The sequence below is a fragment of the Streptomyces kronopolitis genome (assembly GCF_050953795.1).
Lineage (GTDB): Bacteria > Actinomycetota > Actinomycetes > Streptomycetales > Streptomycetaceae > Streptomyces > Streptomyces kronopolitis_A.
This window is the reverse complement of sequence record NZ_CP191850.1, coordinates 993,562-1,008,794: the sequence shown is the minus strand read 5'-3', so window position 1 is coordinate 1,008,794 and position 15,233 is coordinate 993,562. Positions and strand designations below refer to the sequence as shown.

Genomic DNA, 15,233 nt, shown 5'->3' with positions numbered 1-15,233 from the left:
CGGCTTATGTGCGGGAGCGGGGCGGGCGGTGGGCGCGGCCGGGCTCAGCCGGCGCGGCGGCCGCCCCTGCCGGAGGTCTTCTTCGCCGCGGCCGTCTTCTTCGCGGGGGACTTCCCGGCCGCGGCCTTGCCCTCGGCCGTCTTCTTCGCCGCGGTCTTGCGGGCGGCGCTCTTCTTCGTGCCGCGGCCGGATCCGGCGGCGCCCCGGGCGGGTTCGGCGTCCTCGTCCTCACCGCGGGACCTGCGGGCCGCGCGCACACTGTCCTGCAGGGCCGCCATCAGGTCCCGTACCTGGCCGGCGGGCTGCTCCTGGCCGGTGTCGAAGTGCGGTTCACGGTGCGCCAGTTTGGCCGCCACGATCTCTTCGAGCGCCTCGCGGTAGTGGTCGTGCACATCGTCCTCGGACAGTTCGCCGTAGGAGTCCATCAGCGTCTCGGCGGCCTCCACCTCATTGGCGTGGACCTCCACCGGCCGCTCGGGCAGCACCCCGTCCATCGGGCGGATCTGATGCGGCCACAGCAGCACCTGCATCACCAGCGCGCCCGCCATCGGCCGGATCATGGCGAGCGTCTCCCGCCCGTGCAGTGCGATCTTGCCCAGGCCGACGCGCTGGTGACGCTCCATCGCCTCCCGCAGCAGCACATAGGGCTTGGCCGCGGCGGGGCTGTCGATGCCCAGGTAGTAGCCCTTGCCCATCTGCAGCGGGTCGATGTCGCCGCCGGCCACGAAGGCCAGGATGGTCAGGGTCTTCGCGGTCGGCAGCGGCAGCGCGTCCAGGTCCGCGTCGCTCAGCGGGACGACCGTGTCGCCGTCGCCGGGCCGGTAGCCCCGGCCGATCTCGTCCGGCGTGATCTCCACGCCCTCCAGCGAGCACACGGGCTGATTGCGCACCCGGCCGCCGTCCGCGGTGTGGATCCGTACGAAGCTGACGGACGTGGAGCTGTCCGTGGCGTTGTACGCCGCGACCGGGATCGTGACCAGGCCGAAGCTGATGGAGAACTTCGCCGTGGGGCGCATGGGGCCGCCTTCGTCGGAACCGTTCGGATCCATGCTAGGCGGGGCGGCCGGAGCCTACATCCGCTGCCGTACGGGGTGTGCCGAACGGGTGGCGGCCGCCGGGCGCGACCGCGCGGGCGGTCCGTCCGCTCAGCCGGCCTCGGCCCGGACCCGGCCCGAACGGACCGCCGCCACCAGCGCCCGGTGGTCGCGCGCGTTCTGGTCCGCGTAGCGCTCCGCGAACCGCGCCAGCGCCTCGTCGAAGACCGTCCCCGAGCCGAGGTACGCGCCGATCGCGATCCGGTCACCCGACCTGGCGTGCGCGCGGGCCAGCGTGCCACCGCAGCGCACCGCGAACCGCCGCATCCCGATCGGCGCCATCTCGTCGACCTGGACGATGCCCTTCCAGTCGCGCAGCTGGCGCACGTAGAAATCGCGGGAGCGCCCGTCGATGCCGGTGGTCCGCCGCCAGCCGAGGAAGATGTCGCTGGCGGCCTGCATCAGCCGCTGGCCCTCCGCGACCCGGGCGCCCTGGTTGTCGTGCCGGCTCGGCCCGGCGTACGGGGCGAGCGCCGACTCGCCGGCCTCCTTGGCCTGGAGCAGCAGCGGGTCGTCGGAGTCCTTGCCGAGCAGCAGCATGATCCAGCAGCGGGTGCCGACGCTGCCGACGCCGACGACCTTGCGGGCCATGTCGACGACGCGGTACTGCTCCAGGAGCCTGCGGTGATCCGCGCGCAGACTGTGGGCGTAGCCGGCGATCAGATCCTCCAGGGTGCCGGTCAGCCGGTCCCCCTCGGCGCCCGGCAGCAGCTCGCGCACCGGCACGATCAGCGGCGGATCCGCGGCGATGTGCACCTCGTCGCCGCTGCGCCGGGTCAGCTTGCGGAACGCCTGGAGGGTGTCGTGCGCATGGGCGTCACCGATCATCCGGGACAGGCCCGCACGGCCCCTGGCGCCCAGCTCGCGGGCCTCCTCGGCCTCGACCTCGGCCATGTCGTCGCGCGCGTACCAGACCTCCAGGTTCCGCATCGTGGCGTACCCGCGCATCCGCTCGCGGTAGGAAGCCCCGACGGCCCGGAGGATGCCGGCCCGCTCCGGCTCGCTGAAACCGTTCTGGCGGCCCGCGATGGCGAAGCTGGCCGCCAGCCGTTTGACGTCCCACTCCCAGGGACCGGGCAGGGTCTCGTCGAAGTCGTTGATGTCGAACATCAGATGACGCTCGGGGGAGGCCAGCAGCCGGAAGTTCAGCAGATGCGCGTCTCCGCACAGCTGGGCCGTCAGCCCCGTCGACGGTGTCGTGGCCAGATCCGCGGCCATGAGGGCGGCCGCGCCGCGGTAGAACCGGAACGGTGACTCCAGCATCCGTCCGTAGCGCAGCGGGACCAACTCCGGCAGCCGCAGGGCCGATTGCCGCTCGATCAGGTCCACCGGGTCGGCGCGGTCCGGCGCCGGGCTGAACTCCTCATGACGCGAGCGGGGCACTTCGCTGCGAAGTGCCCTGCCCGCGTCCGCGCGTTCCTGCGCGGTGGGTCCGGAGGCCATCAGAGGCGCCGGACCGGTTCAGACGGCGACGGCGTGGCGGTGGTCTCCGGCACACAGCGCCCAGATGATGAAGATGTCGATGGCGATCACCACGATCGCCCAGAACGGGTAGTGGGGGATCCACAGGAAGTTCGCGAGCGCGCTGAGACCCGCGAGGATCACACCGACCACCCGCGCCCAGGCCGCGCCGCTGCTCAGCAGGGCGATGCCCGCGAGCAGGATGACGAGACCGAGGATGAGATGGATCCAGCCCCACCCGGTGAGGTTGAAGGAGAAGACGTAGTTCGTCGTGGTGACGAAGACGTTGTCCTTGGCGATGGCGGAGACGCCCTCCAGGAGGGTCATCGCGCCACCGAAGATCATCAGGACCGCGGCGAACGCGGTCCAACCGCCCACAGTCTGCTTCTGAGAGGCCATGGGTCACTCCTCTGCTTGAGAAACCTGGCCGTGTCCCCACCGGACCCGCCGGTGATCACGTTGTGAGACCACGGTTCCACAGGTCCGCCGAACCCGCATGTCAGGGACGTTCGCGGGCCTGCAGCACGCCCGCGAACGCAAAGCACAGCGCGCCGGTGAGGGTCCCCCAATTGGCGACGCCGACGTTCACCAGGCTGCCGGTCGCGGGCCGGCTGAAGGCCGCCAGCGCGGACACCATGAACAGCGCCGAGCCGAGCTGATTGACCGCGACGATCCACCAGCCGAGGCTGCGCGCGTGGAGGCACGGCCGGCCGTGGCAGACCTCGATGACCGCCAGATGCCCCGAGATGAGGAACAGCACGCAGCCGATCATGTCGGGCGTCCAGATCAGCCGGTTCGTCTGCCGTGCCGTGAGCCCCTGGAGAAACGAGTCCAGCAGATTGACGCCGAACACCAGCGTCCCCTGGAACAGCAGAAAGGTGCTCAGCCAGTCCACCCGGCCGGGCTCGTAACTCCACCAGCGGAACGCGGGCGTGGTCAGCTCTCCCGCCGTACCCTCCCGGCGCGGGGCGTTGACGGTCTGGGCCAGCGAGGCGTAGCCGCCCAGGGTGAAGAAGACGCCGCCGACGAAGTAGACCGTGGCGCTCACGGTCGGGCTCGCGGTGCTGAACTGGGCGAGCGCCGCACCGACGGCGAACAGCAGGCCGCCGACCGTGAAGGAGACCGCGGCCACGGCGTTGAGTCTGCGCAGCCGTCTCAGGGCCACGGCGTCGGCGCGCCGCACCCCGCTCGCGCCGCCACCGGCGGGGCGCACCGCGAGCGTTCCGCGCTTGCGGGCCGCCCGGGACTCCCAGACGGCGGTGCCGCCCTCCTCCAGACGCCAGGTCAGCCGGGTGATGAACGGTCCCGCACCCTCGGCGCGCTCCTCGGAATGCCCCACCCGCCGAGATTAACGACCCCGTACGCGATTGCTGGGCCCCGTCAGGCCGTGTCCACCAGACGGGCCAGATGGGCCAGCGCCAGCGCGTAGCCATGGGCGCCCGCCCCGCAGATCACCGTGTCGGCGACCGCGGAGACGTACGAGAAGTGCCGGAACTCCTCCCGCCGGTGAATGTTCGACAGGTGCACCTCGACGATCGGGACGTCCGCCGCGGCCAGCGCGTCGCGCAGGGCCACGGAGGTGTGGCTGTAGCCGGCCGGATTGATCACGATCCCGCGGTGCGCGGTCCGTGCCTCCTGCACGGCGTCGATGAGGACGCCCTCGTGGTTGCTCTGCCGCACATCGGCGCGCAGCCCGTGCGCGGAGGCGGTGCGGTGACACAGCGCCTCGATGTCGGCGAAGGTGTCCCGCCCGTAGATCTCGGGCTCACGCAGCCCGAGCAGATTGAGATTGGGCCCGTTGAGGACCAGGACGGGGACGGCGGAGGCGTGGTCGGCGTCCGGGTTCGGCATCTTCTCTCCCGTGCAGAGGCGTGCGGTGCGCGCCCGGCGTCTGTGGAACCGGTGGGTTCATTGTGCGGGACGCCGCGGCCGGCCCGGCGCACGGGCCGGGACCGGCCGCTGCCGGGAGCCGGTTCAGAGCCGGCCGGTACCCGGTGCGGGCAGCGGATCGGGCGCGGGTCCGGGCTGCGGACCCGGCGTCGGCGGCGCGGGGGTCGGCGGGATCGGGTCCGGTTCGGGGCCCGGCACCGGCGGCGGCACCGGATCGGGACCCGGGGCGGGCGCCGGGCCGGGCGTGGGGCCCGGGGTGGGTCCGGGCGGCCCGGGGCCCGGGCCCGGAGTGGGCGGAACGGGATCCGGACGAGGGGTGGCGGACTGTCCTGTGTGCGCTCGCACCGTCATCTGCTCCTCACGGTCGCTTGCCGGGCGGACGGGCGCCGGGCGCCTCCTCCGCGCGGGACTGCCGGTCTCCTTGCCGGTCCGGCGCCGACCATGCGCACGGACCGTATCCGTGCCCACTCTGCGGCGGACCGCGGTACTTGGCGACACAGGCGGCACCCGGGTGCACCGCCGGCGGCCCGGCGTGCGCGGTGAGCGGCGCGCCCTTGCGCCCCATGGAGCAGTGTCCGTTTCCCGCGCGGCGGACCGGGGAGGGTGAGCGCGGACGCACCGACCGCAGCGACGGAGGACACGGCATGGCCGGCACTCTCCCCCGCGACTTCCCCCTCGGCCCCGACGGCCCCCGCGGGAGCGCGCCGTGAGCGCCCGCGGCGGGCAGCGGGCCCTGGCGCACGCCCTGCTGGAGCGGCACGGCGAGACCTTCGCGGCCCAGAGCGGGATCCGGCTGGGCAACACCCCGCAGCCGCTGTACCAGGTGCTGGTGCTGGCCGGGCTGCTCAGCGCGCGCATCCGCGCGTCCGTGGCGGTGGCGGCCGCCCGGGCCCTGTTCGACGCGGGGCTGCGCACCCCCCGGCGGAAGGCCGCGGCGACCTGGCAGCAGCGGGTCGACGCCCTGGGGGAGGGCGGCTACCGGCGCTACGACGAGCGCACCGCCACCCAGCTCGGTGACGGCGCCACGCTGCTGCTGGACACCTGCGGCGGCGATCTGCGGCGGATGCGGGAGACGGCCGGCGGCGACGCCACCGCGCTGCGCCGGGAACTGCAGAAGGTCCCGGGGCTGGGGCCGACGGGCTCCCACATCTTCCTGCGGGAGGTGCAGGGCGTCTGGCCGGAGTTCGCGCCGTACCTCGACGCCAAGGCCGTCCAGGGCGCCGAGCGGCTGGGCCTGCCCGGCGACCCCCGGCGGCTGGCGCGCCTGGTCGGGGCGGACCGGACCGCCGCCTTCGCCTCCGGGCTGGTGCGCGCGGCCCTGGACCGGTCGATCGCCGAGGACGTGCGCGAGGCGGCCGGGGCCTGAACCGGCGCCCGGTCAGCCGCTCCAGGTCCAGTCCGCGACCTCCGGAAGGTCCGTGCCGTGCTCCCGGATCCAGGCGTGATGACGGGTACGGGCGTCGGCCATCTCCTGCCGCAGCGCCACGGCGCGCACCCCGAGGCCGGGCACCCGGTCCAGCACGTCCATCACCAGCCGGAACCGGTCCAGGTCGTTGCGGACGACCATGTCGAAGGGCGTGGTGGTGGTGCCTTCCTCCTTGTAGCCGCGCACATGCAGGTTCGCGTGGCCCGCGCGCCGGTAGCCGAGCCGGTGGATCAGCCACGGGTAGCCGTGGTAGGCGAAGATGACCGGCTTGTCGCGGGTGAACAGGGCGTCGTACTCGGCGTCCGGCATGCCGTGCGGGTGCTCCCCGGGCGTCAGCAGCCGAGCCATGTCGACGACGTTGACCACCCGCACCGCCAGCTCCGGCAGCCGGTGGCGCAGCAGGGCGGCCGCCGCCAGGGTCTCCTGGGTGGGCACGTCCCCCGCGCAGGCCAGCACCACGTCCGGCGCCGGGGTCCCGCCGTCCCGGGCGGAGCCGGGAGCCGGCGCGGCGCCGCCCTCCTCGGTGCCCGCCCACTCCCAGACACCGGCGCCGCGCGCGCAGTGGGCGCGGGCCTCGTCGAGGGGGAGCCAGTCGAAGCTCGGCTGCTTGCCGGCCACGATCACATTGACGTAGTCGCGGCTGCGCAGCGCATGGTCGGCCACCGCGAGCAGGGTGTTGGCGTCCGGCGGCAGATAGACCCGGACCACCTCCGGGCTCTTGTTGAGGATGTGGTCGACGAAGCCGGGGTCCTGGTGCGAGAAGCCGTTGTGGTCCTGCCGCCAGACGTGTGAGGTCAGCAGGTAGTTCAGTGAGGCGACGGGACGCCGCCAGGGCAGCCGGCGGCACGTCCGCAGCCACTTGATGTGCTGGTTGACCATCGAGTCGACGAGGTGCGCGAACGCCTCGTAGCTGGAGAACAGCCCGTGCCGGCCGGTGAGGAGGTAGCCCTCCAGCCAGCCCTGGCACAGATGCTCCGAGAGCACCTCCATGACCCGCCCGTCGCGGGCGAGATGCTCATCGGTGTCCAGGCGCTCGGCCTGCCAGGCCTTGCCGGTGGCCTCGTACAGCGCCTCCAACCGGTTCGAGGCGGTCTCGTCGGGGCCCACGACGCGGAAGTCACGGCGCTGCGCGGTGGCCTCCATGACGGCTTCGAGCAGCCCGCCCAGCACCCGGGTCGGCTCGTGCAGCGCGCTGCCGCGGGCCGTGACCTCCACCGCGAAGCGCTCCAGCGGCGGCAGGGGCAGCTCCCGCAGCAGCACACCGCCGTTGGCGTGCGGCGAGGCACCCAGCCGGCGCGGGCCCTCCGGCACGCAGGCCAGCACCTCCGGGCGCGGCCGGCCCCCGGCGTCGAACAGCTCGTCCGGACGGTAGGAGCGCAGCCAGTCCTCCAGCTGCCGCAGATGCCCGCTGTCGTCCCGTACGCCGGGCAGCGGCACCTGGTGGGCGCGCCAGGTGCCCTCGACGGGCCGGCCGTCGACCTCGTGCGGACCGGTCCAGCCCTTGGGGGTGCGCAGCACGATCACCGGCCAGCGGGGGCGCTGTGTGTCGCCCTCCGTGCGGGCCCGGCGCTGGATGTCGGCGATGCGGTCCAGGGCCTGGTCCATGGCGGCGGCCAGCGCCTGGTGGACCGCCGCCGGGTCGTCGCCGGTGACGTGGAGCGGCTCGTGACCGTAGCCGCGCAGCAGGTCGTCCAGCTCGTCCTCGGGGATCCGGGCGAGCACCGCCGGATTGGCGATCTTGTAGCCGTTGAGGTGCAGGACGGGCAGCACCGCGCCGTCGTGCACCGGGTCCAGGAACTTCGTGGCGTGCCAGGACGCGGCGAGCGGCCCGGTTTCCGCCTCGCCGTCGCCGACCACACAGGCCACCAGCAGCTCGGGGTTGTCGAACGCCGCGCCGTAGGCATGGGTGAGGGAGTAGCCCAGCTCGCCGCCCTCGTGGATCGAGCCCGGGGTCTCCGGGGCGACGTGGCTGGGGATCCCGCCGGGGAAGGAGAACTGCCGGAACAGCCGGGCCATTCCGGCCTCGTCCCGGGTGACATCGGGGTAGGTCTCGGCGTACGTGCCGTCCAGCCAGGAATTGGCCACCACGGCGGGGCCGCCGTGCCCCGGCCCCCAGACACACAGGGCGTCCAGGTCGCGGGCCTTGATGACGCGGTTGAGATGGGTGTGCACGAGATTGAGACCGGGCGAGGTGCCCCAGTGGCCCAGCAGCCGCGGCTTGATGTGCTCGGGGCGCAGCGGGACGGTCAGCAGCGGGTTGGCCATCAGATAGATCTGCCCGGCGGCCAGGTAGTTGGCGGCCCGCCAGTGGGCGTCGAGGGCGTGCAGCTCCTCGGCGCCGAGGGGGCCCGGGGCGGTGTCTGACGTGCCTGCTGCGGAGTCCGCGTCGGGCATGCTCATCTCCTGACCGTGGTGGCTGCGAGGGACGTTCACCGGCGGCACAGTGCGTGTGCCCACGCGAGGGGCCGTTCATGGGCGGGGCGGCGGTCAGTCGGGTGGCTCGGCGGCCGGGTCGTCGTCCGGCTTCGGACCGGGCGACTCGTCCGGGCCGGGGCCGGGGGCGGGAGCCGGTTCCTCCGGTTCCGGTCCGGCCGGGCCCGGGTCCCGCGGCACCGGCTCGGGCTCGCTCGGTACGGGGCCCGGTCCGTCGGGCTCCCGTGCGGTGGTCACGGCGGCAGCGCTCATCAGGGTCGTGCTCCTCTCCTTAGGGTCGTGCTCCTCTCCTTTCCCCCATCGTCCGCCGGACGGCGGCCGTCGGCCCGTTCAGGAGGGAGCCGGGAGGCGGCGGCAACCCGGTGGCTCAGTACACGTCACGCACGTACCGCTTGTCGGCGGCGAGCTGCTTCACATAGCCGGCGGCCGCCTCCGGGGTCAGGCCGCCGTGCGCCACGGCGATGTCCCGCAGCGCGCGGTCGACGTCCTTGGCCATCCGGGACGCGTCCCCGCAGACGTAGAAGTGGGCGCCGTCCTGGAGCCAGGACCACAGCCGGCCGCCGTGCTCACGCATCCGGTCCTGGACGTAGATCTTGGCGCGCTGATCGCGGGAGAAGGCGGTGTCCAGGCGGGTGAGCAGCCCGTCGCGGCACAGGTCACCGAGGGCCTCCTCGTGGTAGAAGTCGGTCGCCCGGCGCTGCTCGCCGAAGAAGAGCCAGTTGGGGGCGCGGTGGCCGCGGGCCCGGCGCTCGTCGAGGAAGCCGAGGAAGGGCGCCACGCCGGTGCCGGGGCCCACCATCACCATCGGGGTCGCCGGATCGGCCGGCGGCCGGAACCGCTCGGTGCGCCGGACGAACACCGGCACCGGGCGCTCCGGCCCGGCATCGGCCAGAAAGGTGGAGGCCACGCCCTTGCGGGGGCGGCCCCGCCGGTTCTCGAAGCGGACCACGGAGACCATCAGACGCACGAGGGCGGGGTCGGTCAGCGGGCTCGACGAGAGGGAGTACAGCCGGGGCTGGAGGCGGGGCAGGAGGGCGGCCCACTCCGCCGCCCCGATCCGTACCGGGTGTTCGGCGAGGACGTCGACGGCCTGCCGGCTCCAGGTCCACTGGGCCAGCTCACCCCGGTTGTCGGGCCGCAGCAGCTTCTTCAGGGCCCGGTCACCGGTGTGTTCGGCGGCCAGGCGCAGGAGGGCGGGGGTGATCCGGGTGAGATCCAGATGGCGGTGCAGGGCCTCCGCCAGCGGCAGCGCACCCGGGCCGGGCAGCTCGACGGTGGCGGCGGGATCGGCACCGGTGACGGACAGCCACTCCGTGACGAGGTCGGGGCAGTTGTGCGGCAGCACCCCGAGCGCGTCGCCCGCCGCGTAGTCCAGCGGGGTGCCGTCGCCGTCACGGGTGTCGAAGGTGAACTCCCGCACCTCCTTGGCTGCCCCGTCCCGGCTCAGCAGCCGGTTGCCGACCAGACGGGCGGTCACCGGAACGGGCTTGGCGGGCCCGGCGGCCGGCGCCGCGGGAGCGGGGGGAGCCGGGGGAGCCGGGGGAGCCGGGGCGGCCTCCGTCGCGGGCGCCGCCCCGCCCGGCGCCGCCCCGTTCGTCCCCGCCCCCTTCGTCCCCGGCTCGTCCGCCAGCACCGTGAGGACCTGATCCAGCCACTGCCCGGCCGGTGCCTCGTAGTCCGGTTCGCAGTCGGTCCGCGGCACCAGCCGCCGCGCACCGAGTGCGGCGAGCCGGGCGTCGAGCCGGCGGCCGTGGCCGCAGAAGTCGTCGTAGGAGGAGTCGCCCAGCGCGAGCACCGCGTAGCGCACGCCCTCCAGCCGGGGGGAGTCGGGTGCGTTGAGGGTCTCCCAGAAGTCCGAGCCGTTGTCGGGGGCGTCGCCGTCCCCGAAGGTGCTGGTGACCACGAGCAGATCGGCGCCCTGCGGCAGGGCGGCCGGCGCGGTGTCGGCCATGCTCAGCAGCGTCGCCGTCCGGCCGCTGCCGTTGAGCCGGCGGGCCGCGTCGGCGGCGACCTCCTCAGCGTTGCCGGTCTGCGAGGCCCACAGGACGACGACCGCCGGGTCCGCCGCGTCGGGCTCGTCCGATGCAGCGGTGTGCGGCCGGGCCTGCGGGAGGCGCGAGAACATCCCGGCCAGCACGCCGTTGACCCACAGCGCGGTGTCCGGGTCGAAGGGCGCCCCGGCCGGCAGCACCGGGGTGCCGGTGGCGGGCGCGGAGTCCAGCCCGGTGAGGAAGCCCGACAGATAGCGGCGTTCGTGCGCGGCCAGCACCGGCGGCGCGGACCCGGCGAGTGAGAACACCCCGGCCAGCGCCTCCGCCGCACCGCCGCCGGGCCCCGCAAGAGCGTCCTCCCCGGCCGTCTCGTCGTCCGGCGCCACCGTCTGCCCGCCGCCCGGCTCTCCCGCGACCTTGGCCAGGGACACCGCGCACGCCTTGAACTCGGGCTGGAAGGAGACCGGATCGACCGCGTCATGGGTCACCGCGTTGACGCTGAGGTACTCGCCGAACAGATCGTTCCAGTGGAACGGCGCGAAGCAGTTGCCGGGCCGCACCCGGTCCGTCGGCACGGCGGGCAGCACCGCCCGGCCGCGCCGGGAGGCGACCTCCACCATGTCGCCCTCCGCCACCCCCAGCTCCCGGGCGTCCGCCGGGTGGATCTCCACGAAGGGGCCCGGGTTCAGCTTGTTCAGCTTGGCGACCGTGCCGGTCTTGGTGAGGGTGTGCCACTGGTGCTGCACCCGGCCGGTGTTGAGGACGTACGGGAAGTCGTCGTCGGGCAGTTCGGCCGCCGGGAGGTGCGGACGGGCGAAGAACACGGCCCGGCCGGACGCGGTGGGGAAGGACAGCCGCGGACGGCTGCCGTCCGGCCGCTCGTCCAGGGTCTGGCTGACGCCGTCGTTGAGGTAGCGCACCGGGTTGCGGTCGGGCGCCTCGGCGGTGGCGCAGGGCCACTGCACGGGGGTGCGCCGCAGCCGCTCGTAGGTCACCCCGCGCAGGTCGTAGCCGGTCTGCGGATTCCAGGCGCGCGTGATCTCCTCGAATATCTCCTCGGCACTGCCGTAGCGGAAGGCGTCCTCGTAGCCCATCTCACAGGCCACCTCGGCGATGATCCGCCAGTCCGGCCAGGCCTCGCCGGGGGCGTCGGTGGCCTGCCGCACCAGCGTCAGCGTCCGCTCGGAGTTGACCATCACGCCCTCGGACTCGGACCACATGGCGGCGGGCAGCACCACGTCCGCGTAGGCGGTGGTCTCGGTCTCCGCGAAGACGTCCTGGGCGATGACCAGCTCCGCCGCCTCCAGCCCCTCGATGACGGTCCGGCGGTTGGCGACCGAGGCGACGGGGTTGGTGCAGATGATCCAGCACGCCTTGATCTCCCCGTCGGCCATCCGCCGGAACATCTCGACGGTGCCCCGGCCGGGCTCGTCCGCCCGCAGCGTCCCCGGCTCCAGCCCCCACAACTCCTCGGTGAAGGCACGGTCGCCTGGCACCAGCGCCGAGCGCTGACCGGGCAGGCCCGGCCCCATGTAGCCCATCTCCCGCCCGCCCATCGCGTTGGGCTGGCCGGTGAGGGAGAACGGGCCGCAGCCGGGGCGGCAGATCGCCCCGGTCGCCAGGTGCAGATTGATCAGGGCGTTGGTGTTCCAGGTGCCGTGGGTGCTCTGGTTCAGGCCCATGGTCCAGCAGCTCATCCAGGCGTCCGCATCGCCGATCCACTCGGCGGCCCGGCGCAGTTCGGCCTCCGGGATCCCGGTCAGCTCGGCGACCTTCGCGGGCGGATAGTCCTCCAGGAACTCCGGCATCGCCGCCCAGCCCTCGGTGTGCTCGGCGAGGAATTCCTCGTCGAGCCGGCCGTCGGCCGCCAGCAGGTGCAACAGGCCGTTCAGCAGCGCCAGATCCGTTCCCGGCGCGATCTGCAGGAACAGGTCGGCCTGCGCCGCGGTGGCGGTGCGCCGCGGGTCGACCACGATCAGCTTGGCGCCCGCCTTCACCCGCTCCTTCATCCGCAGGTGGAGAATCGGGTGGCAGTCGGCCATGTTGGCGCCGATGACGAAGAAGACGTCGGCGTGCGCGAAGTCCTCGTACGAGCCGGGCGGCCCGTCCGCGCCCAGCGACAGCTTGTAGCCGCTGCCCGCACTCGCCATGCACAGCCGCGAGTTGGACTCGATGTACCGGGTGCGCACGAAGCCCTTGGCGAGCTTGTTCGCCAGGTACTGCGCCTCCAGCGTCATCTGCCCCGAGACGTAGAGCGCGAAGGCGTCCGGGCCGTGTGTGTCGACGATCTCCCGCAGTCGGGCGGCGGTCCGCTTGACGGCGGTCTCCATCGCCTCGGCGGCCGGCTCGGCACCGCGGTCCGCGCGCACCAGGGCACGCGTCAGCCGCCCCGGCGCCGCGAACAGCTCGGCGCTGGTGGCGCCCTTGGTGCACAGCCGGCCGCGGTTCGACGGGTGGGCCTTGTCGCCGGCCGCCCCGCGGACCGTGCGCCGCCCCTCCCCGTCCGTCGCCACGTCCAGCACGACCCCGCACCCGACCCCGCAGTACGTGCAGGCCGTCCGCACCTGCGACATGGTCTCGGCGGGCGGTTCCGGTGCGGTCACGGACGGTCCCCTTCGTGGTCGGCTGCTGTGCTTGCGACCCTACGAACGGCCCGTTAACCAGGTGTCACGGCGAGCGCGCACCCGTCGTTACGGCGATCACACAGTGGCCGGCGGCGCTCCGTGAGCACCACCGGCCGCCCCGGTTCAGGTCAGCAGCTCGTCCAGCGGCACGTCCGGATCGGCGAGCCGCTCCGGGTCCACCGGCCGCCCGCTCGCCACCAGCGCCTTGATCCCGTCGGTGACGTCCCAGACGTTGACGTTCATCCCGGCCAGCACCCGCCCGCCGGACAGCCAGAAGGCGACAAACTCCCGGGCCGCGGTGTCCCCGCGGAAGACGACCCGGTCATAGCCGTCCGGTGCCACGTATCCGGTGTACTCCATGCCCAGGTCGTACTGGTCGGTGAAGAAGTACGGCAGCCGGTCGTGGCGCACGTCCCGGCCGAGCATGGCCAGGGCCGCGGTCCGGGGCTGGTGGAGGGCGTTGGCCCAGTGCTCGACGCGCAGCTGCCGGTTCAGCACCGGGTGGTGGGCACGGGCCACGTCGCCGGCCGCGTAGATGTCCGGGTCGCAGGAGCGCAGCCGCTCGTCCACGAGGATGCCGTCGTCGACCCGGAGCCCGGCCGCCGCGGCCACCTCGGTGTTGGGGGTGATCCCGACGCCCACGACGACCGCGTCGGCCGCGATCCGGGTGCCGTCGGCCAGCCGGACCCCGTCCGCCGCGCCGCCGCTGCCGGTGATCTCCGTGATCCGGGTGCCGCAGCGCAGATCGACGCCGTGCTCGGTGTGCAGCGCGGCGAAGATCTCGGAGGCCTCGCGGCCCAGCACCTGCAACAGGGGCAGCTCGGCGGCCTCCAGGACGGTCACCGCGACCCCGGCGGCGCGGGCGGCCGCCGTGGTCTCCAGGCCGATCCAGCCCGCGCCGATCACCACGATCCGGGCGGCCGAGCGGAAGACCTCCTTGAGCCGGTCGCTGTCGGCCAGCCGCCGCAGGTAGTGCACCCCGGCGAGGTTCGCGCCGGGCACCGGCAGCGGCCGCGGACTGGAGCCGGTGGCCAGCAGCAGCTTGGCGTAGCCCAGCCGGCTGCCGTCGGCGAGGGTCACCTCGTGGCCGACCGGGTCGAGCGCGGTGACGGCGTTGCCCAGCCGCAGATCGACGTCGTGCTCGGCGTACCAGCCGGCCGGATGGACGTAGGCCTTCTCCCGCTCGGAGGTGCCCAGCAGATAGCCCTTGGACAACGGCGGCCGCTCGTAGGGCCGCTCCAGTTCGTCGCCCAGCAGCACCACCGGGCCCTCGAAGCCTTCCGCGCGCAGCGTCTCCGCGGCCTTCGCGCCGGCCAGTCCCGCTCCGGCGATCACAAACGCTGTGTTCTGGGCCATGTCGCGCTCAGCTCCCTCGGATGATCGGTTACCCGACATCAGTTACCCGTCCCGCGCCCGGACAGGTACCGCCGAAGGTGTGGCGCGGGCCCCCGCCGGCGACGCCCGGTGGACGTCCCAGGAGGGGGCCCGGGGCACTTCGCGCCGCGAACCGGCGGCGGCACACGGCCGGTTGGGGCGCCCGGTGCTACCGCGCTCCCGCCGTCCGCTCCAGATGGCCGCGCAGCGCACGCGCCGTCAGATCGCGGTCCTCGCCCAGCACGAAGGCCGTGACCCCGTCCGCGCGCCACTCGGCCCGGCGCTCCGGCGTGGTGGACATCGCGCAGAACGGGACGCCGTGGCGGCCGCAGGCCTCGCGCAGGGTGCGCACCGCCTCCCGCACCCGGGGGTGGCGGACCTCCCAGGGGACGCCGTAGGACTGCGAGAGGTCGCCCGGGCCGGGCAGGACCAGGTCGACGCCGCCGGGCGCGAGGATCTCGTCGATCGCCTCGATGCCCTCGGCGTCCTCCAGCAGCGCGATGACCATGATCTCCGCGTTGGCCAGGCGGAGGTATTCGGCCGGGTCGATCCGCCCGAAGCCGGGCCCGCGCCCGCCGTTGAGCGAACGCATGCCCTCGGGCGCGTACCGGGCGGCGCGGATCGTGGCGTCGATGTCCGCGCGCCCGCGCACATGCGGAACGACGACGCCCATGGCCCCGGCGTCCAGGGCGCGCAGCACGGCGCCGGGGTCGCCCTCGGGGACCCGGACGAACGGGGTGAGCCCGGTCGTCTCGGCCGCCCGGATCAGGTTCTCCAACTGCTGCGGGCCGACGAGGGTGTGCTCGGTGTCCAGGATGACGAAGTCATAGCCGGCGCAGCCGATCATCTCCACCACGGCCGGCTCGGGCAGCGTGCCGAACAGCCCGTGCACCTCCTCGCCCGCGGCCAGCCTGCGCCGGACCTCGTTGGGGCGGAGCAT

General features: G+C 73.8%; 11 protein-coding genes. 1 reads left to right on the top strand and 10 read right to left on the bottom strand.

Annotated elements, in window-relative coordinates; translation table 11 throughout:
- Nucleotides 1-44: 44 nt before the first annotated feature.
- The 5 genes from ACQP17_RS04005 to aroQ all read right to left on the bottom strand — a co-directional run bounded on the left by ACQP17_RS04005 (nt 45) and on the right by aroQ (nt 4,406).
- Nucleotides 45-1,016, bottom strand: coding sequence for a Ku protein (locus ACQP17_RS04005; protein WP_433854960.1), 972 nt, complete (start codon nt 1,014-1,016; stop codon nt 45-47).
- A gap of 129 nt (nt 1,017-1,145) precedes the next feature.
- The gene (locus ACQP17_RS04000) at nt 1,146-2,537 is read right to left on the bottom strand and encodes a DUF2252 domain-containing protein (protein WP_433854959.1); all 1,392 of its coding nucleotides are present in this window, start codon (nt 2,535-2,537) and stop codon (nt 1,146-1,148) included.
- Nucleotides 2,538-2,555: 18 nt separating this feature from the next.
- Nucleotides 2,556-2,954 (bottom strand): DUF7144 family membrane protein, encoded by a 399-nt coding sequence (locus tag ACQP17_RS03995; RefSeq protein WP_433854958.1) that lies wholly within the window; start codon nt 2,952-2,954, stop codon nt 2,556-2,558.
- A 100-nt stretch (nt 2,955-3,054) separates the two neighbouring features.
- On the bottom strand, nt 3,055-3,894 hold the full coding sequence (locus tag ACQP17_RS03990; protein ID WP_433854957.1) for a hypothetical protein: 840 nt from the start codon (nt 3,892-3,894) through the stop codon (nt 3,055-3,057).
- A 41-nt stretch (nt 3,895-3,935) separates the two neighbouring features.
- Complete coding sequence (gene aroQ / locus ACQP17_RS03985; RefSeq protein WP_433854956.1) at nt 3,936-4,406, bottom strand: type II 3-dehydroquinate dehydratase; 471 nt, start codon at nt 4,404-4,406, stop codon at nt 3,936-3,938.
- A gap of 745 nt (nt 4,407-5,151) precedes the next feature.
- Here aroQ and ACQP17_RS03980 point away from each other — a divergent pair.
- Nucleotides 5,152-5,811, top strand: coding sequence for an endonuclease (locus ACQP17_RS03980; RefSeq protein ID WP_433854955.1), 660 nt, complete (start codon nt 5,152-5,154; stop codon nt 5,809-5,811).
- Between the two features lie 12 nt (nt 5,812-5,823).
- Here ACQP17_RS03980 and ACQP17_RS03975 read toward each other — a convergent pair whose 3' ends face one another.
- The 5 genes from ACQP17_RS03975 to ACQP17_RS03955 form a co-directional block, all read right to left on the bottom strand.
- On the bottom strand, nt 5,824-8,265 hold the full coding sequence (locus ACQP17_RS03975; RefSeq protein WP_433854954.1) for a phosphoketolase family protein: 2,442 nt from the start codon (nt 8,263-8,265) through the stop codon (nt 5,824-5,826).
- A 93-nt stretch (nt 8,266-8,358) separates the two neighbouring features.
- Nucleotides 8,359-8,556, bottom strand: coding sequence for a hypothetical protein (locus ACQP17_RS03970; protein WP_433854953.1), 198 nt, complete (start codon nt 8,554-8,556; stop codon nt 8,359-8,361).
- Nucleotides 8,557-8,671: 115 nt separating this feature from the next.
- A complete protein-coding gene (locus ACQP17_RS03965; protein ID WP_433854952.1) occupies nt 8,672-12,898 on the bottom strand; it encodes a molybdopterin-dependent oxidoreductase in 4,227 nt (1,408 codons plus the stop codon).
- 144 nt (nt 12,899-13,042) lie between these two features.
- Nucleotides 13,043-14,275, bottom strand: coding sequence for an NAD(P)/FAD-dependent oxidoreductase (locus ACQP17_RS03960; protein ID WP_433854951.1), 1,233 nt, complete (start codon nt 14,273-14,275; stop codon nt 13,043-13,045).
- A gap of 187 nt (nt 14,276-14,462) precedes the next feature.
- Nucleotides 14,463-15,233 carry an HpcH/HpaI aldolase family protein gene (locus ACQP17_RS03955; RefSeq protein WP_433854950.1) on the bottom strand — a complete coding sequence of 257 codons (771 nt, stop codon included), beginning with the start codon at nt 15,231-15,233 and terminating at the stop codon, nt 14,463-14,465.